The 17,934-nt window shown below is 45.6% G+C and carries 14 protein-coding genes; 5 read left to right on the forward strand and 9 right to left on the reverse strand.

Translation table 11 applies throughout. From position 1 onward, the window contains the following. The first annotated feature begins 250 nt into the window (after positions 1-250). Entirely contained in the window at positions 251-925 is a 675-nt protein-coding gene (locus QUB26_RS28530; protein WP_333239831.1) for an acetoacetate decarboxylase family protein, read from the forward strand. A gap of 327 nt (positions 926-1,252) precedes the next feature. On the opposite strand, the gene QUB26_RS28535 is transcribed toward QUB26_RS28530, so the two are convergent. Then, positions 1,253-1,732: an orange carotenoid protein N-terminal domain-containing protein gene (locus QUB26_RS28535; RefSeq protein WP_333239833.1), complete on the reverse strand. Its 480-nt coding sequence runs from the start codon at positions 1,730-1,732 to the stop codon at positions 1,253-1,255. 288 nt (positions 1,733-2,020) lie between these two features. On the opposite strand from QUB26_RS28535, the gene QUB26_RS28540 reads away from it, so the two are divergent. After that, the gene (locus QUB26_RS28540; protein ID WP_333239835.1) at positions 2,021-2,608 is read left to right on the forward strand and encodes a Uma2 family endonuclease; all 588 of its coding nucleotides are present in this window, start codon (positions 2,021-2,023) and stop codon (positions 2,606-2,608) included. Between the two features lie 86 nt (positions 2,609-2,694). On the opposite strand, the gene QUB26_RS28545 is transcribed toward QUB26_RS28540, so the two are convergent. The 4 genes from QUB26_RS28545 to QUB26_RS28560 all read right to left on the reverse strand — a co-directional run bounded on the left by QUB26_RS28545 (position 2,695) and on the right by QUB26_RS28560 (position 8,136). Next, positions 2,695-5,826, reverse strand: a complete 3,132-nt coding sequence (locus QUB26_RS28545; RefSeq protein ID WP_333320695.1) for an MFS transporter — start codon at positions 5,824-5,826, stop codon at positions 2,695-2,697. A 365-nt stretch (positions 5,827-6,191) separates the two neighbouring features. Continuing rightward, the gene (locus QUB26_RS28550; RefSeq protein WP_333320697.1) at positions 6,192-6,521 is read right to left on the reverse strand and encodes a hypothetical protein; all 330 of its coding nucleotides are present in this window, start codon (positions 6,519-6,521) and stop codon (positions 6,192-6,194) included. Between the two features lie 80 nt (positions 6,522-6,601). Continuing rightward, entirely contained in the window at positions 6,602-7,531 is a 930-nt protein-coding gene (locus QUB26_RS28555) for a hypothetical protein (RefSeq protein WP_333239841.1), read from the reverse strand. A gap of 299 nt (positions 7,532-7,830) precedes the next feature. Beyond that, positions 7,831-8,136 (reverse strand): hypothetical protein, encoded by a 306-nt coding sequence (locus QUB26_RS28560; protein WP_333239843.1) that lies wholly within the window; start codon positions 8,134-8,136, stop codon positions 7,831-7,833. 85 nt (positions 8,137-8,221) lie between these two features. On the opposite strand from QUB26_RS28560, the gene proS reads away from it, so the two are divergent. The 3 genes from proS to QUB26_RS28575 all read left to right on the forward strand — a co-directional run bounded on the left by proS (position 8,222) and on the right by QUB26_RS28575 (position 15,524). Further along, the gene (gene proS / locus QUB26_RS28565) at positions 8,222-10,027 is read left to right on the forward strand and encodes a proline--tRNA ligase (RefSeq protein ID WP_333245212.1); all 1,806 of its coding nucleotides are present in this window, start codon (positions 8,222-8,224) and stop codon (positions 10,025-10,027) included. 321 nt (positions 10,028-10,348) lie between these two features. Then, positions 10,349-13,321: an adenylate/guanylate cyclase domain-containing protein gene (locus QUB26_RS28570; RefSeq protein ID WP_333239847.1), complete on the forward strand. Its 2,973-nt coding sequence runs from the start codon at positions 10,349-10,351 to the stop codon at positions 13,319-13,321. Between the two features lie 139 nt (positions 13,322-13,460). Continuing rightward, positions 13,461-15,524, forward strand: coding sequence for an adenylate/guanylate cyclase domain-containing protein (locus tag QUB26_RS28575; RefSeq protein WP_333239849.1), 2,064 nt, complete (start codon positions 13,461-13,463; stop codon positions 15,522-15,524). A gap of 76 nt (positions 15,525-15,600) precedes the next feature. Here the strand turns inward: QUB26_RS28575 and rpmB are convergent, their stop codons facing one another. The 4 genes from rpmB to QUB26_RS28595 form a co-directional block, all read right to left on the reverse strand. After that, entirely contained in the window at positions 15,601-15,837 is a 237-nt protein-coding gene (rpmB, locus tag QUB26_RS28580; RefSeq protein ID WP_333065932.1) for a 50S ribosomal protein L28, read from the reverse strand. Positions 15,838-15,894: 57 nt separating this feature from the next. Further along, positions 15,895-17,106 carry an IS110 family transposase gene (locus tag QUB26_RS28585; RefSeq protein ID WP_333320699.1) on the reverse strand — a complete coding sequence of 404 codons (1,212 nt, stop codon included), beginning with the start codon at positions 17,104-17,106 and terminating at the stop codon, positions 15,895-15,897. 261 nt (positions 17,107-17,367) lie between these two features. Beyond that, entirely contained in the window at positions 17,368-17,664 is a 297-nt protein-coding gene (locus tag QUB26_RS28590) for a hypothetical protein (RefSeq protein WP_333320701.1), read from the reverse strand. Positions 17,665-17,748: 84 nt separating this feature from the next. After that, positions 17,749-17,934, reverse strand: a 186-nt coding sequence (locus tag QUB26_RS28595) for a hypothetical protein (protein WP_333320703.1), incomplete at its 5' end; no start/stop codon positions are given.

Genomic DNA, 17,934 nt, shown 5'->3' on the forward strand with positions numbered 1-17,934 from the left:
TATCATTATTATTCAATTATATTTCTACATAAAGGGGTATTGACAAAATCTACTCCGTTCTAACTTGTTACCAATGCACAAAGAGTGAATTTTCTTGTGGAACAGGCCGGAAAGCCTGTTCATAAAAAGCTTATTGAGAATAGTGCAACATCTCAGTTACTAACAACTTGTGAACAAATACCAAAAATTGTTGCTTTTTGAAGCGCCAAGCTAAAATAAGTATAAAATATCAGACATTAAATCACTGAAAATGGTATATCCACCTGCACCTTGGCATCTGCAAGGTTATGCTGTTGAGACTTTACAATTAGTAGATGTGGCACGAGTGCGCCCCTTGGTTCCCTCTGAGTTAGAAATTGTCTCTTTATTGCCAGGAAAAACCCTAGGTGGCATTTATATATCCTCCTACGGATTGGGTTCGGTGATGGAGTACAATGAGTTAATTGTAGTTAGCGCGATCGCCAATTATGCAGGAAAATGGGGCGCTTGGATTTCCCATATTTACGTAGACAATCCTAACTCGGTAGCCGGCGGGCGCGAAATTTGGGGACTTCCTAAAGAATTAGCTCAATTTAGTTGGGAAGGTAGCGATGCGGTAAAGGCAGCACCGCTAGGCTACCGCGTCACAGTTAGCCAAGGAAACCGTCAACTGTGCAGCCTCAATTACAGCCAGCAAAGCTTAGCCTTACCGGTGCCTTTTAGCGGAAATGTTTTCAGCGCTGACAGCAGCAATTTGCTGTTATTTAAAGGAGGATTACAGTCTCGCATCGGTTTGATTAAAGGCGAGTTAGATGTGCCAGAAGAAAGCCCTTTTGCCAGTTTAAACTTAGGTCAGCCCTTGCTAACATTTGCCTGCGAAGATATGCGTTTAACAGTCGCTGCGCCGGAAGTTGTGGGAAACAGAGCCGTTGAATTCAGTTATTAGCTGTAAAGTGCGGATCTTCGCCGTAAACCTAAAAAAACACAACAGCCAGAAACCCGGTTTCTTGAAGAAGCCGGGTTTCTGGCGTGGCGTATTAGTTTGAGCTACTTACTAATCTTGTTGAGAACTTAAGCTAATCCGCATTTAAATTGCATGGTAAAAGAAATTTTCACTCTTGTGGGGTGGGCCGGAAAGCCCGCCCTCAACATACAATTTAAATGCACAACAGCTTACGCATCAAACGGCTAAAAACCCGGTTTCTTCCTAAGTGCGTCGTTGCCACGCCCGATATTCTCAGAGAAACCGGGTTTATTTTCGTAAGTCCTATTTTTAAATGCCAGCCCCCGGAGCGGCTTCAGCACCCATTACTAAAACTGTACCGCGAAGGAAATCAATTTGTTGCTGAAAGTCCATGCCCTGAACCTTTCCTAATAAAGCTTTTCCTGCTTCGGGAAGTTGATAGTCGGGAGGCATAGGAATAATAGTTCCTTCGTCCATTCCTACTGCTAGGAAATACCAAAAAGCCAGCTTGGTTTCAGGACTCATTGAGCCGTACATCCGGCTGATTTCAGTATTGGCTTTTGAGGCAATGTCGCGCATTACTTGTAGTTGTTCTTCGTGGGGCAGCGGTTTGACTTGATCGAACAAACCCTGAGCGATTTCGGAACCGGAAGCACCGGGAGCCGCTGGTGTTATTGACTTGCCCATTTCGGTATAAACAAACCACAGCAAACCTAATTGGTCGTCTACACTCAAGCTCTGAATATCTGCTTTTCCTTGGTCGTAAGCACCGGCAGTAGTAAATGTCATTCAAGCCTCCAAAATAATATGTATTGCTCAGTTTTCTTATTGGTGAGAAAACTTTTGTTTGCTACTTAAGTTAAAGTACCTAATAAATAGTGATGCTAGAATCTTGCTTAAGGCAGATATGATCCCGGACATAAGTTCGGCGAGTAAATTAACCAAAATTGGGAAAATTTGCAACCAAAGGATGAGGAAAATTTGACAAGATTGTTGTTAGCGAAGCTCATGATTAGCATTGTTTAGCCGATCGACGATCGCCTATAATCGCAACAGACCTGTATTGAGGTGGCTGTTATGTCGATCGCAACTGCAAAACGCTTCACCATAGCGGAATATCATCGCCTCACAGAACTGGGGTTCTTTGGTGAGGACGATCGAGTTGAGTTAATCAAGGGAGAACTTGTGAAAATGGCAGCTAAAGGTACCGCTCACTCGGTTTGCGAGACACGCTTGGAACGCGAGTTATTTAAGCTGCTGGGAGAAAGGGCGACACTGCGGGGACAACAACCTATTATTCTGCCTGATGACAGCGAACCAGAACCCGATCGTGCGATCGTACAAAATCGCCCTGACGACTATCTATCCTCTCACCCCTGTCCAGGGGATATACTGTTGCTGATTGAGATTGCAGATTCTTCTTTGAGTTACGACAAACAGGTTAAGCTCCCCCTTTATGCTGAAGCCGGAATCTCGAACTATTGGATATTTAATTTATTACAAACTTGCTTGGAATGTTACAGCGAGCCGTATCAGAATGCCCCTGGCCAATTTGGTTATCGCAGGACGCTGATTTTTCTGCCCAACGAGTCTGTTAATCTGCCTTATTTTCACGACTTGGCGCTCGATTTATCGAGAGTATTTCCGCCAACTATAGAATCCTGAAGGACTCTGATATTATTCCAAAGAAAATAGGCTGGCAAACCGCCAGCCTAGAATCAGGAGAACTTTATTTCAAACTCGTTGAAAATCTAGCTAAACAAACCCGAAATCCCGTTGACTGCTATTGCTCCAGCCAAAGCCGAAACAACCACAGAAGTCAGAGCCGTACCGAACAGCCACCAAGCTGCGGCGGCTGCCGCTTCGCGCGCATCTTCTGCTTGCTGCTTGGCCTTGTTCTTGAGCTGTTTGATGCGTTTTTTGGTTTCATTTTGCAGGCGTTCCGATCGCAATAAAACGCTGTCCCTGGCTCCTTCCATTTGGTCAACAATTCGGTGAGCGTCAGTCTCGGAAATATCGGAACGAGAACTCAGCAGGGCAACTAAAGTATCGCGATCGAACTCACCTAAACGATCTTTAATCGCATCAAATCCTGCCTGCGGGTCATCAAACACTTTGCGTAAGTCCCGCTTGATTCCCTCGTAGTTGAGTTCTGGTCGATCGAGCGAATTGAGGTAATCCCGGATTTTCCCGAAAATACCATCCATTGCTGACTGAAACTTGTCCTGAACCATTTGAACTTGTTCGACAATTTGGTTGCGGACAGATTCAATTTGGTCGGCAATTTTGTTAGCTTCATCGAACGAGATGTCTTCCCGCTGCGACAGCAATGCTACCAGAGTCGATCGATCGAAGTGCTTCAGGCGATCGCCCAAACTTTGCATCCCCATACCCGGCTCGCTAAACAGCAACTGCAAATCGCGTTTGATGCTTTCAGGATTGAGTTCTTCCTTGTCCGTATTCCGCAAGTAATTTTCCAAACTTCCTTGGAAATCCCGGACTGTTTTCTGAGCGCGAGAAGCCAAGCGACGGGGCGATTTCACGATGCTGCGAATAGAATCTTGCACGCGATCGATCGTCCGATTGATCTGTTCTTCGCTCAAATCTTCCCGCTGCGACAGCAACTTAACTAAAGTTTCGCGATCGACCTGAGAAAGTCTTTCCCGAAGTGCCAAAGCACCCTCTTTCGGATTTTCAAACAATTTAGTCAAATCCCGATTGATGGCTTCTGGATCGAGTTCTTCCAGGTTTGTATTCCGCAGGTACTCGCCAATTTTTGCAGTAACTTCCTCGTACTGTTGCTTAGCTCTATCTGCCACTATTTGCGGCGCGTGGATAATGTTGTCGCGCACAGATTCGATCCGGTCGATCGTCTGATTGATCTGTTCTTCGCTGAGGTCTTGGCGCTGTGACAGCAACTGCACCAGCGTATCGCGATCGAATTGAGATAAGCGTTCTCTCAGCGCTTTAAATCCGGCTTCCCGGTCGTTTAACAGCGTTTGAAACTCGCGCTCGATCGCTTCAGGATTGAGCTCTTCCTTATTAGTATTGCGAAGATAGTCTTCTACCTTTTGCCGCAATTCTTGCGCTTTCGATTGCGCTTGCTCTTGCAATTCTTGAGCTTTAGAAATCACGCGATCGCGCGAACTTTCGAGCCGCCCGATTAACTGATCGGCTTCCTCTGGACTGAAATCTTCGCGCTGACCCAGCAACTGCACCAAAGTATCGCGGTTAAACTGAGACAGGCGATCGCGCAAAGCTTCAAAACCAGCATCGCGATCGTCCAAAAGCGCTTGGAAATCCCGCTCGATACCTTCAGGATTCAATTCTTCCTTGCCGGTCGATCGCAAATAATTCTCAATCCGGCTCCGCAAATCTTGAGACTGTTCTTCACCAGCAGCAGCTTGCACAATTTCCAACACTTCTTGTCGGACACCTTCAAGCTGTTCGGCAATTTCCGTCACCTGTTCAGGAGCAAACCCCTCACGGCGGCCCAGAATCCCTACAAAATAATCGGGATTAAACATTTCTAACTGGCGCAAAACCGCCCCCGGAGAAGCTTCCGGGTCGTAAATAACATCCCTAAATTCCTGCTTGATTGTCTCCCGGTTGAGATGCCAAGGTTGGGCATTCAGCAAATAATTTTCCACATCAGCCTTAGCTGTATTGAACGGCAGCGCAGGCACTTTGTCGCCCACCTGAGAAGCAAAAGATTTAGCTTTTTGAGTCCCTTGTGCTGTCAGTTGTTGCAACTGACCAGAGATTTTTTCAACATCCAAATCAGACAAATCCGTCCGCGACAAAACAGTGCCCACCAGAGCTTCCACACCCAACTGCATCGCTCGCTTCATGCCGCTGCTGGATTCCGATTTGTTTTCCCTACTTTCCAGAATTTGAGACAGCTTGGCGTTGAGTTCGTCAGACTTCAGCAAATCGGGAGCCGCAAACTTGAGAAAATCAACCAACTCTAAATTCGGGTCTTTTTGCTCTTGCTGCTTGCCGAAAGTTTGCTTCCAAACGCCTTCGAGTTGGTCGGCAACTTGAGTTATTTCCTCTTGAGAAAAGTCTGTGCGACTCTTAACTAAATCCACAAAAGTCTGGCGGTTAACATTCTTCAGAACGTCGCTTCCCGCAAGAGATTTGATATCTGCATCGCCCAGCAACTTTTCAAATTGACCGCGAATTTCCTTAACATCTAGTTTCGGTAACTGCAAAGAACCCACATAATCTTGCAGTGTTTCGCGAATGCTATCCGGGTCTACCGCCGAACTCAACTCGCGGCGGACAGCGGCAACAGATGCCTCTACAGTATTGACCATTTGGTCGCTAGCCATCTTGCCGCCGATCGCAGCACCGGCAGTACCCATGACGCCTTGAACGCCTGAAAAAGCTGTTTTTATCAAGGAACCGATCATCGAACCGACAGCGCTAGAACCGAGCCACACCAGCGTTAAAAAGTACGCAGCCCAGATTACCACACCAATAATTGCCGCTCCGTCTACCGAGGCAATTGAAGTTAGTTTGACTGCCAGAAAACAAGCCAAAAATAAAGCCAGGTTAACGGTGACTAAAATCCAACCCCCGACTAAACCTTCGATTTTCCGAACTTTACGGCCTATACTTTCGGATTCATCATCATCGTCATCGTCGGGTAAAGCCTCGTCCCAATTTGAGATTTTTGCCGCGATCGAGAAATTTGTTAACAGGAATTGGAAGCCGAAAGCCATAATGACTCCGGCGATTAATGCCACAAAAAACTGCGGGCTTAAAAACATCAGCCCTCCGATATCGGGGTGGTCAAATGGCACATCTATTTCTACTGGCATTTGGGCAATATTGAATTTTGGACTGTACAGCGACATTAATAACTCGCTTTCAAACATAATTTACCTCCTAAGTTTTTATGCCTAACTCGGCATATCGAAAACTGCCCCTAACTTTTTTCTAGGGGTGTTTGTAATCTTTAGATGATGTTTTGTTTTGGTTCGGCTTTATCTTACGGAAGCCCTTATTAGTGAAATTGGGATGAGTGGTAAATCAGTTCTCTAGTGATCTCATCCTTACTGCTTATTATGGCTGTGGAAGCTAAAAAATAAATCCGTCTAAAGTCAGAAATTAGTTTTTATAGGACTGATAGCAGCAGAGTTCGCATAAAAGTGGCAAGTTTGATGCGGAGGGCGCCACCAATTATCAATAGTAGTAAAGTAATTTTCGGCGCAGCCTACATATCGTAGAGTGCGCTAGCGAGTTAGGATTCCGTTGGATTTTTAGGCTCAAAACGAGCGAGTAATTGCGATCGATCGAGCTGCATAATCAGTCGCGCGATCTCGATGGGTTCTAGTTGAATCAAAGGCTCGATTAGTTGGGATAATTCTTCATCAATCTCGCCAAAATACACTTTTAACATACTCTCAACAATCTCGCGTTTACTTTGCTGAATACCTTGCTCGATACCTTGCTGAATACATTGCTCGATACCTAGCTGAATACCTTGCTGAATACCTAGCGGAATACCTTGCTCGATACCTCGCTGAGTTGCTTCTTCAAGCCGTTGTAAATAGAGGGGTGATAGTTCCATAATTAACTCCCGATTTTCTCGATAATAAATAGTAAAGTGATATTTAGCGCACCCTATTGATTGTAGAGTGCGCTGCTGACTCAGGATTCCGGTTGATTTTTTTGTTCAAAATGAGCTAGCAATTCAGAGCGATCGAGCAGCATAATCAGCCGCGTGCGATCGAGGGGATCTAGTTGAATCAAAGGCTCGATTATTTGGGCTAATTCTTCATCAATCTCACTAAATTTTACTTGTAGCAGATTCTCAACCATCAGGCGTTGAGCGCGCTGCATACCTTGCTGAATACCTTGCTGGATACCGCGCTGAGTTGCATCTTCCAGCCGTTGCAAGTAGAGGGGTGACAGTTCCATAATTAACTCCCGATCTTCTCGATCTATGTCTTGGCGGACTTCTAAAATAGTTCGCAAGTTGTACAACAATTCTAACGCATTCAACCGAAAGACATTATCTGAGGGTAATTCTCTCAATTCGGCAACCGCTTGCTTCTGCACGTTTCCCTTCCCCAAAACTCTCAGCCACAGCGTTTCTGGAGTGCGGGGCAGTTGGTGAATGGCAATAATCGCTGCTTTCAGAGATGGGCCCAGAAAATAAACTCCATTTACCCAATTTTCCGGTTCGGGAAGGGCTCGAAATCCAGCTAATATCGTGTCGGAAACAGTCGGCGACAGTATCCAGAGTTGGGGCAAGTCTGCCTCTGCAATCCGGGTATTTTCTCTAACTGCGGCGCGTTCAAATTCGCCGTGGATATCGAAGAGTTTGCCCAGACAACTGCGAATTTCTCCGATTTGGACTGGGCTGCGGAAGGGTTCAAATACAGCGGGTTTTGCTGCGATTTGACCCAGAATGCCGAGGGCTGTTGCTTCAACTTCCGGTTCTGCTTTCGGGGAAAATAAAACGTCAACCTGCCTTACTTCTCCAGCGACATCCCGGCTGGTTTCTACATTACCGAGAGGGGTTAATAGTTCTTTCAGATACTGTTTGGCAAATTGGTCGTGAATAAATCTGGTCATGCGATTTTAGATTTTAGATTTTAGATTTTAGATTGGGAATTAGTTACTGGATAGGGGTTTGGCACTTGCCTCAAGTTGCATTGTTTTTTGAATCAGGTCAATCGATTTTAGATTTTAGATTTTAGATTTTAGAATTGAAGCATGGACCCAGCCCAAAACGGATACGCTGCCACGTACAGGAGTCGTGGAAAATAAACTTTTTAGACCCTAGTTCAAGCTCCCAGATTTATCTGTGGGGTCATTAGAATGTAATTGCGGGTCATTCAACAAACATGATATCAGGTGCGCCGCAGCGTACCCTACGATTTTTTGCCGCAGCATTTACCCTCACAGTTGCGAATGCTGCGAATACATCCGTACTCCTCGAAACGTTGACTGTGTTTGCGAACAGTAGGATAGGCCAGTAAATATAAGGGAATTCCGATTATTTTGTAAAGCAATCGACCAGCAGCATGAACAATATCCCAAATTTCACTTAAATTAGGTTCTCGAACAAATTCTCCTATTTCATCTTTTAAGGCAAGCCACTGAGATTGCACAGTAGGAGAGTGACAATTATCAAAGACTGCCATACCTTTTTCGTAGTTTTGCCAAATTTTATTCATATATTTAATCAAATCGGGCTTAGTTCTGATAATATCAGAAGTTGATCTAAAATTACACTCATCCGGTATTTTAAGGAAATCAGCTATGCGACTCTCTCAAATGCTTTTTGTTACCCTGCGCGAAGACCCGGCAGAAGCAGAAATTCCCAGCCACAAACTATTACTCCGTGCCGGATACATCCGGCGCATCGGTAGCGGAATTTACGCTTATCTACCTTTAATGTGGCGAGTTCTCAAAAAAGTATCTCAAATTGTGCGCGAAGAAATGGACGCTACCGGCGCTCAAGAATGCCTCCTCCCGCAATTGCAACCGGCCGATTTGTGGCGGGAATCCGGCCGCTGGGACACCTACACTCAAGCTGAAGGTATTATGTTTGCCATGACAGATAGGCAGCAGCGAGAATTGGGACTGGGCCCAACTCACGAAGAAGTAATTACTACAATTGCTAAAGATATGATTCGTTCCTATCGGCAATTGCCTTTACATCTTTATCAAATTCAAACTAAGTTTCGCGATGAAATTCGCCCGCGTTTTGGGTTGATGCGCGGTCGCGAATTCATTATGAAAGATGGCTATTCTTTCCATACAAACGAAGAAAGTTTGAAAAAAACTTATCAGGATATGGCTCAAGCTTATAGCAATATGCTGCGCCGATCGGGCTTGCAATTCCGAGCAGTAGATGCTGATTCTGGAGCAATTGGTGGCTCTGGTTCTCAAGAGTTTATGGTGCTGGCAGAAGCGGGAGAAGATGAAGTTCTTTATACTGAAGATGGTCAGTATGCAGCTAATGTGGAAAAGGCTGTATCGATGCCTGCTGATGCCGAACCGTCGCCCTTTGCAACCTTTGAAAAGCGGGAAACGCCGGGAACTGAAACAATTGATAAACTTTGCAAGTTTTTGAAATGTTCTCCGACGCAAGTTGTCAAAAATGTGCTTTACCAGGCAGTTTACGACAATGGCATGACTGTTTTGGTATTGGTAAGCATTCGCGGCGACCAAGATGTGAATCAGGTAAAGTTGCTGAATGAGTTGACGAAGTTAGCGGGCAATTATCAAGCTAAAACTGTTTTATTTTTGACTGTTCCCGATGCCGAAGCTCAGCGGAAATGGGCGGCTAAATCTTTACCTCTCGGTTATATGGCTCCCGATGTTGCTGATGATTATATCGCTGGGAGTAAGGAGGTAAACTCTAAGTTTTTGCGTTTGGTCGATCGCACTGCAGTTGACCTGACAAACTTTGTCACTGGTTCAAACGAATCAGGATACCACGTTGTCGGGGCTAATTGGGATAAAGAATTTCCGCTACCAGCAACGGTTGTAGGTGTCAGAACAGCTAAAAAGGGCGATCGGGCCGTGCACAACCCCGAACAAACCTTGCAAAGCGCCAGAGGCATCGAAGTCGGCCACATCTTCCAATTAGGCACAAAATACTCCCAAGCAATGGGCGCCACCTACACCAGCGAACAAGGCGAAGAAATGCCTTTTGTTATGGGCTGCTACGGCGTCGGCGTGTCGCGGCTAGCTCAATCGGCCGTAGAACAATCCTACGACAAAGACGGGATAATTTGGCCAGTGGCGATCGCGCCGTATCACGCCATCATTAGCATCCCCAATATTTCCGACGCCCAACAAGTAGAAGTCGCCGAAAAACTCTACGCAGAACTCAACCAATCTGGCATTGAAACCTTGCTAGATGACCGCGACGAACGAGCCGGAGTTAAATTCAAAGATGCTGATTTAATCGGCATTCCCTATCGCATTGTTCCGGGCCGTTCGCTGAAAGCAGGCAAAGTTGAAGTCGTGGAAAGAGCAAATCACCAATCACATGAAATTCTCATTGATGAAGTAAATTCTACTTTAAAACAGTGGATTGAAGCCGCCATCAACTAAGCCTTTATAATTGGTAAGGTGCGCGCACCGCGCACCTACATTTAGGCTCGCAATGTGCCCGGTGTACACCCTACATTAGCTCCCCTCTTTCTCTTCCTTATTCCCTCTTCCTGACATCCGTTACATCCGTTATATCAAATCCGTTGGCATCAGAATTATTCATCTCTCTCTTCCCTTTCTCTGTATCCTCTGTGTCCTCTGCGGTTTCCTCATTCCGATACAACCGGAATTGATATTACATCCGTTACATCCCGTACATTGCTCGTTGCCGAACTTCCCTCTTCCTTCTGATGTGAAATCCCCTAAAACTTAAAACTCGGTATGAATCTGAACCTAAATCAGTTTCTGCGATTCCCTCAATCCCGAATTGGGCGGTACTTAGCCCAAGTAACTGTCGTTGCTGTCGCTTACGCCGTGGGGGCGAGGCTAGCAATTTCAATTCAAGGTGTTAGTCCCTTTGCTGCCTCGGTGTGGCCACCCGCAGGAATTGCACAAGCTGGACTTTTGTTGTTTGGGAGTAAAGTCTGGCCTGCCATAGTTTTGGGTACATTCCTGCTAAATTTTGTTAACCCAAATGAACAGATATTTGCGGTTTGGCTGGGAGGAAACGCCGGGGCAATTCTGCAAGCTGTTTTTGCAGTAACTGCCCTGCGCTGGATGGGGTTTCGTCCATCTCTCGATCGCTTGAAAGATGTAGTTAATTTAATCTTGTTTGGCGGTCTAATTTCTACTCAAATCAGTTGCACGATTGGCGCGTTTTCCCTATATTTAGCGGGCAAAGTAGATTGGACAGAATATTTGTCGGTTCGGTGGGATTGGTGGTTGGGAGACACAATGGGAGTTTTAATTTTAACTCCCTTAATCCTAATATTTTTTCGCCCTAAAGTAACCGCAGATCGTTTAAAAAGACAAACAGGCAGCCAGCAAAGATATTTAATTTGGCGGGCAGTATGGTTATTATTATTAATTGGGGTGAGCTGGCTGGTCTTTGTGTCGAAAACAGAAGCTTCTATTTCTAGTTATCCCCTGGAATATTTGCCGTTTCCTTTCATAATTTGGTCGGCGCTCCAATTCGGTCAACGAGCCGCTGTCCTAGCATCGTTCATTGTCTCAAGCATCGCAATTATGGGCAGTTCTCAGGGAGGGGGGCCGTTCATAGCCAAAGCCGAAAATATCACTCAGGCTATCTTATTTTTGCAAGCTTTTATGGCTGTAGTGACAATTACATCGCTGTTATTGGCAGCGACGGTAGCTGAACGCGCCGAGGCAGAAAATTCGCTGCGAGAAAGCGAAATTAAATATCGAGAATTGGTGGAAAATGCAAGCAGCATTATTCTGAAATTGGATGCTGACGGCAATATTACTTTTTTTAACGAATTTGCTGAAATATTCTTTGGCTACACTCAGGAAGAAGTCATTGGTAAAAATGCAATGGGAACAATTCTTCCGCAGACAGACATCGAAGGGAATAACTTACAGTTGGTTTATAATGAAATTTTACAAAATCCCGATCGCTTTACCAGCTATGAAAATGAAAACCTCCGACGCCGTGGCGATCGCGTTTGGGTATCTTGGGCAAATAAACCGCTGGTTAATTCAGCGGGAGAAATCCTGGGCATCCTCTGCATCGGCACAGATATCACCGCTCGCCGAAAAGCTGAAATAGCCCTGCAAAAGCTCAATGAAAAGCTGGAAATCCGAGTTGAAGAGCGGACAAATGCCCTGAAACAAAGCGAACTTCAGCTACAGAAACAGAAATCGGCATTAATTGATTTAGCCAAAAATAAAGCGCTGAATCAAGGCGACTTAACAAAAGCGCTTCAAGAAATAACTGAAACTGCTAGCCGTACTCTGGAAGTTACCCGATCGAGCGTATGGCTGTACGATCGCACTAAATCCAAGATCGAGTGCCTGGATTTGTTCGATCACGCTGTCAACCAGCACTCAGACGGTTTGCAATTAGCAGAAGCAGACTATCCTGTCTATTTCCAAGCACTGCGAGAAGAACGCGCGATTGCTGCCTTTGACGCGCAAAACGATTTTAGAACTAGAGAATTTGCGGAATCTTACCTAATTCCGTTCGGCATCACTTCCATGCTAGATACGCCGATTCAAATAGGCGGAGAAACAGCCGGAGTTCTCTGTTTAGAACACGTAGGAATGCCCCGCCGTTGGACTATTGAAGAACAAAGTTTCGCTGTTTCTCTAGCAGACTCTGTAACTTTCGCAATGGAAGCGCGAGAACGCCAGCGCGCTGAAGAAGCGCTGCGACAAGCTGAGGCAAAATACCGCAGCATTTTTGAAAATGCGATCGTCGGCATCTTTCAAACTACTCCAGATGGGGAATATCTCAGCGTCAACCCTGCTTTAATTCGTATTTACGGTTATAGTTCCTTTGAAGAGTTGAAGGGGACTTTAACTAATATTAACCGCCAGCTATATGTATGCCCAGAACGCCGCGCCGAAGTCATTAATTTAATGCGAAAAAACGGCAAAGTATCAGATTTTGAATCTCAAGTTTACCGCCAAGATGGCAGTATAATTTGGATTGCGGAGAATGCTTATACTGTCTGCGACAGGCATGGAAATTTGCTTTATTACGAAGGTACTGTTCAAGATATCACAACTCGCAAACAAGCTGAGGCAGCTTTGCGCTTAGAACAAGAAAAATCTGACCGTCTCCTGCTCAATGTTTTACCGCAAGCGATCGCCGATAGATTAAAACAAGACCAAAGCATCATCGCCGATACTTTTTCCGAAGTAACAGTATTGTTTGCAGATATAGTCGGTTTTACCCAAATTAGTTCCCAAATTTCTCCCCCGGAATTAGTTTCCTTGCTTAACGATATTTTTTCCACCTTCGATCGCCTAGCAGAAAAGCACGGATTGGAAAAAATTAAGACGATTGGCGACGCTTACATGGTAGTAGGAGGGCTGCCCATGCCCCGCAGCGATCATGCAGAGGCGATCGCAGAAATGGCCCTCGATATGCAGCAGGCAATTACTGACTTCAGCAATCTCCACAATCAAGATTTTAGCATCAGAATTGGCATTAACACCGGCCCGGTTGTCGCCGGAGTAATCGGTATTAAAAAATTTATTTACGATTTGTGGGGAGACACCGTTAACACCGCTTCCCGCATGGAATCCCACGGCTTGCCGGGGTGCATTCAAGTCACGTCTGCAATTTATGATATATTGCAGGACAAGTATGTATTTGAAAGTCGCGGCGCGATCGAAGTTAAAGGCAAAGGCGAGATGAACACTTACTTTCTTACAGGCATCAAGTTATAGCAGTAAGGAAAAAAGCCCTTCGACTTCGCTCAGCAGAAAAAGAAGGAAGAAGCAATATAACAACTCATGTTTCAGCAATTAAGAACGTCCTAATATTCGGTCGCGGTTGCTATAGTTAGTTAAACATATAATACTCAGTATGAACCCCAACAAAAATCAGTTTCTGCGATTTACTCAATCTAGAAATTCGCAATACTTAGCAAAAGTAGCTGCCATTGCTTTTACTTACGCTTTGGGAGGAAAAATAGCAATTTCAATCCCAGGCGTCAATACATTAGCTAGCTGCGTCTGGCCGCCGGCAGGAATTGCACAAGCTGCACTTTTATTATTGGGTCGGCGAGTTTGGCCGGGAATAGCTTTAGGCGTATTTTTGTTCGAGACTATCAACAAAATGTCATTTTTTAGTGCATTGTTAGCTGCGTTCAGTGCTTGCTTGCAAGCTTTTTTTGCATTTGCTTTGTTGCGAAAACTCAACTTTCGCTCATCACTATCTCGGCTCATAGATGTAGTCAATTTAGTCTGGGGCGGCGCTCTAGTTGCGACTCAAATTAACTGCACTCTCGGCACGTTACGCCTGTGTTTAACGGGTTTAGTTGACTGGAGCGAATATTGGCATATTCGATGGAATTGGTATCTCGGAGATACATTAGGAGTGTTAATTTTTACTCCCCTGCTGTTGATTATATACAACCACAAACCAGCGCCCCGCCCTTCACCAAATACAGCTTCTCAAACAATTCTCAATCGCATCGGTGCCGGAATATGCCTGCTGTTATTAGTAACAGTCAGTTGGCTAATCTACAACTCAAAAAGTGAAAGTAATCTCTCCGGTTATCCCCTCGAATACTTGCCATTTCCCTTAGTAATTTGGGCAACCATTCAATTCGGTCAGGTAGGGGCGGTTTTAGCATCTTTTATTGTATCCAGTATCGCCATTTGGGGCGGTTCTCAGGGAGGCGGGCCTTTTATTGCCAAAGCGGAAAATATCAATCAGGCAATCTTATTTTTGCAGGCTTTTATGAGCGTAATTGTAGTTACATCGCTGCTGTTGGCGGCGACAGTAGCCGAACGCGCCTCAGCAGAGGATTCGCTGCGGCAAAGCGAAATTAAGTATCGGGAATTAGTGGAAAATGCTAACAGCATTATTTTAAAAATAGATAGGGCAGGAAATATTACTTTTTTTAACGAATTTGCACAGAAGTTTTTTGGTTACGATGAAAAAGAGATAATTGGCAAAAACGCCGTGGGAACAATTATTCCCAAGACAGATACAACAGGAAATGATTTGGCAGCAAAGTTGAGAGATATTTTGCAAAACCCAGAACAATATACGCGAAATGAAAATGAAAGTATCCGGCGCAGCGGCGATCGCGTTTGGGTATCCTGGGCAAATAAACCGCTGTTTGACGCGGCAGGAAAGTTCGCGGGAATGCTGGCAATCGGTACGGATATCACAGACCGCAGGCGGGCTGAAATGGCGCTTTACAAGCTGAATGAAGAGTTAGAATTTCGAGTGAAAGAACGAACTAATGCTCTGAATGATACTTTAAGTGCACTGCGAGTTCAACAGGAACAATCAGAACGCTTGTTGTTGAATATTTTGCCTGAAGAAATAGCAAATCGGTTGAAGCGAGGAGACAGTACGATCGCAGACACCTTTGCTGACGTTACTGTCTTGTTTGCGGACATAGTAGGCTTTACTCAATTGAGCTCGCGAGTTTCTCCAACGCAATTAGTAGCCTTGCTGAATGACATCTTTTCGACATTTGACAACCTAGCAGAAAGGCACGGTTTGGAAAAAATTAAGACGATTGGCGACGCTTACATGGTAGTTGGAGGCCTGCCCATTCCTCGCCCGGATCACGCAGAAGCGATCGCAGAAATGGCCATCGATATGCAGCAGGCAATTACTGACTTCAGCAATATCCACAATCAAGATTTCAGCATCAGAATCGGCATCAACAGCGGCCCGGTTGTCGCCGGAGTCATCGGTATTAAAAAATTTATTTACGATTTGTGGGGAGACACCGTTAACACCGCTTCCCGCATGGAATCTCACGGCTTGCCGGGGTGTATTCAGGTAACAGAGACAACTTATCAGCAGTTGCGAGAAAAGTATTCCTTTGAAAGTCGCGGCGCGATCGAAGTTAAAGGCAAAGGCGAGATGACTACTTATTTACTCAAATGCAGAAAGTGGCTTTAGTAAAGGTTTTTCTCTAAAATAAGGGCGATCGCACTCTCAAATGTGCGATCGCCCTTTTCTCAATTAGCCAAGTTTTTTAAAGCTTGTACAGGTTAATTCCAGCTTCCTTCGCCATGATTTCCAAACCCTTGTTTTGCAAGGTTTTAATCGCTTTTGTAGAAAGGTGCAATCTTACCCAGCGCTTCTCCTGCGGCCACCAAACCCGCTTCCACTGCAAATTTGCCTCTTGCAACTTGTGAGTGCGGTGGTGCGAGTGAGAAACTGCAAAACCGTTATTCGCCTTCTTCCCCGTTAGCTGACATTTCCGTGACATACTTCCCTCCAGATTACCGTTTTTTGCGTGCAGCATTTCACTCTAGCATTTATTAGCTTAAATTTGGAAGCTCCCGAATTCGCGAACGAGCTCCTTAAACAACAGCTTGACTGCTTTTGCCGCCACACGCGATCGCGCAAGTTTCACCGGCCGGCCGCTAGCTTTCTCAGAGTCGAGCATTTCCCCCAGATGGCGGCCTGTTTCGTTTGAAAGTCGCCGGTTGTTTGGTTCAATACGGGTAAAAATCCACTGCCACAGAGCGCGGCGACAGAGTGCAGAGCCGCCGGCAACTTTGGACTTTTGCAAGTCGCCGCTGCTTTCTTGTGATGGCGCACACCCTAAAGCTTTCATGAATCGACGCAAAGATAAATACCGTTTGGTCGGTTTGCCCGATCGCCTACCTTTGGCAATTTTTACCTCTGGCTTGCCGTCGGCGGCGAGGTAGTTTTGCAGTGGGTAAATTTGGCTGAGTAATAAAGCTTCAATTCGTTGACCGAACCCGAAGCGGGCAAAGACTTTTCGGTATCGCGCAAATTGTGGAGCGGCCAGCAGTTCAAACAATTCTTGCTCGATTGTCATTTCTTCGCGCTGCAGGTTGCAAAGTCTGGCGGCGTGTTGGCGGACTGATTCGGTAATTCCGAGACCGATTGATTCGGCGTAAAGGCGATCGTACTTTTTGCTCGGTCGTTCTCCGGCAAGCCATCCCCAGAGCAAGGGAACTTTCTCGCCAAACCGAACCGAGCGAATGAGTGCAACTTCTGGAAACTGCCAAGCTAAATCTTGTCTGGCCCGGTTAATGATGGGGGATTGTACGCGGTTAAGGTGAGCAAGTCGCAAGGCAAGCTCGCGGATTTTGACGATCGCTCCTTCTCTGATTTGTAAGAATCGCTTGGGAATGTGCAGATACTCCCAACCGTACAGCGCCAAAGCTAAGGCGTCGGCGTCGTCATCTTTGTCGGGTAAGCCCAGGTGATGCTGTCGGAACGATCGCAATTCGGCGTGTCCGACCAGGCGAACTTCTAAGCCGGCGCGGGCTAGTTGAGTCCCCCAAACTTTTTGGTAGTTAATGCCGGTGGGTTCCATTATGGCGATTGTCTGGCCAACACCAATTAGATCGAGCAATCCACAAATTCCAGCAGCATTTGCCTGGAACTTGTGAAAATTAGTTTTGTAAAAAGCATCACGCGCGTCAGTGTCGGCGGGCAATTTTTCTGATAGCAGGCACGCAGAAATTGAGGCCTTGCTAATATCAATGCCTAGTATTTTCATGTTTATAGGGGTGAAGTTTAATCCCTGGGATAAGTGCTTATGAATCACCCAAAAGCCACAAAATGAGCTTAATTCACTCTTAAAGCACACAGGGCTACAACGGACAAAACCGACCAAGCTTATGAAATGCTGAAAGCCCGAGAGCTTGTTTCATTATGAAAGCCTTAAGTCGGCTGCACCGCTGCGGCGGTCGGGTTGGAATCGATCCGCGACTCCCCCTTAATAAGGGGAGTTTCGGCCGCTGATTCCGGGCGGCGCTCGTCAGGCGGTTGTTGTGATGGAATTTGTCGCTACCAGGGCAATGTAAGCGTATAAGTAGTCGATGTTATGAGTCAGCGCTGTTGTGAATTCATCCGTTGAATAAGTCCGCAAAAGGTGATTGGCAGCGTTGATATATTTACTTAGGCAGCGGTCAGAAGGCTGTTTTCGCAACAGTCCTCTGACTTTTGCTTCTCTGATCGTGAGAAAAACTTCCTGTGTTTCGGCGTCGCTAAAATTATCAAATTGTTCTTTTGCCGATTTGATTAAGTCGGTGACGTGGTGGTTTTTGTGGGGCATGGTAGATTTATAGATGCGAATAGAGGACAGTTAGCCAAGACAGCTCCTTGAAACGGTCAAGATTGCAACTTGACCGTTTTTTCTTTAATTCATCTCCTTAAAGACGTAATGACATTTAGGTTGAGGATTGTTTTTTGCTTTCTCTCCTAGGGGTATCATTACGTCTTCAATAAATTGTTCGATTTTCTCTTTTTCGACTGGTTCCTGATGGATTGACGCTTGCACGGCTATGTCGTAGGCTAATTGCTGGGGGGATTGCCCCGTAATTTT

The organism is Microcoleus sp. B4-C1 (assembly GCF_036705285.1).
GTDB lineage: Bacteria > Cyanobacteriota > Cyanobacteriia > Cyanobacteriales > Microcoleaceae > Microcoleus.

What these genes read in the sequence shown, in the direction of transcription:
- QUB26_RS28530 (WP_333239831.1), top strand. Translation starts at nt 251, where the DNA reads ATGGTATATCCACCTGCACCTTGGCATCTGCAAGGTTATGCTGTTGAG.
- QUB26_RS28535 (WP_333239833.1), bottom strand. Translation starts at nt 1,732, where the DNA reads ATGACATTTACTACTGCCGGTGCTTACGACCAAGGAAAAGCAGATATT.
- QUB26_RS28540 (WP_333239835.1), top strand. Translation starts at nt 2,021, where the DNA reads ATGTCGATCGCAACTGCAAAACGCTTCACCATAGCGGAATATCATCGC.
- QUB26_RS28545 (WP_333320695.1), bottom strand. Translation starts at nt 5,826, where the DNA reads ATGTTTGAAAGCGAGTTATTAATGTCGCTGTACAGTCCAAAATTCAAT.
- QUB26_RS28550 (WP_333320697.1), bottom strand. Translation starts at nt 6,521, where the DNA reads ATGGAACTATCACCCCTCTATTTACAACGGCTTGAAGAAGCAACTCAG.
- QUB26_RS28555 (WP_333239841.1), bottom strand. Translation starts at nt 7,531, where the DNA reads ATGACCAGATTTATTCACGACCAATTTGCCAAACAGTATCTGAAAGAA.
- QUB26_RS28560 (WP_333239843.1), bottom strand. Translation starts at nt 8,136, where the DNA reads ATGAATAAAATTTGGCAAAACTACGAAAAAGGTATGGCAGTCTTTGAT.
- proS (WP_333245212.1), top strand. Translation starts at nt 8,222, where the DNA reads ATGCGACTCTCTCAAATGCTTTTTGTTACCCTGCGCGAAGACCCGGCA.
- QUB26_RS28570 (WP_333239847.1), top strand. Translation starts at nt 10,349, where the DNA reads ATGAATCTGAACCTAAATCAGTTTCTGCGATTCCCTCAATCCCGAATT.
- QUB26_RS28575 (WP_333239849.1), top strand. Translation starts at nt 13,461, where the DNA reads ATGAACCCCAACAAAAATCAGTTTCTGCGATTTACTCAATCTAGAAAT.
- rpmB (WP_333065932.1), bottom strand. Translation starts at nt 15,837, where the DNA reads ATGTCACGGAAATGTCAGCTAACGGGGAAGAAGGCGAATAACGGTTTT.
- QUB26_RS28585 (WP_333320699.1), bottom strand. Translation starts at nt 17,106, where the DNA reads ATGAAAATACTAGGCATTGATATTAGCAAGGCCTCAATTTCTGCGTGC.
- QUB26_RS28590 (WP_333320701.1), bottom strand. Translation starts at nt 17,664, where the DNA reads ATGCCCCACAAAAACCACCACGTCACCGACTTAATCAAATCGGCAAAA.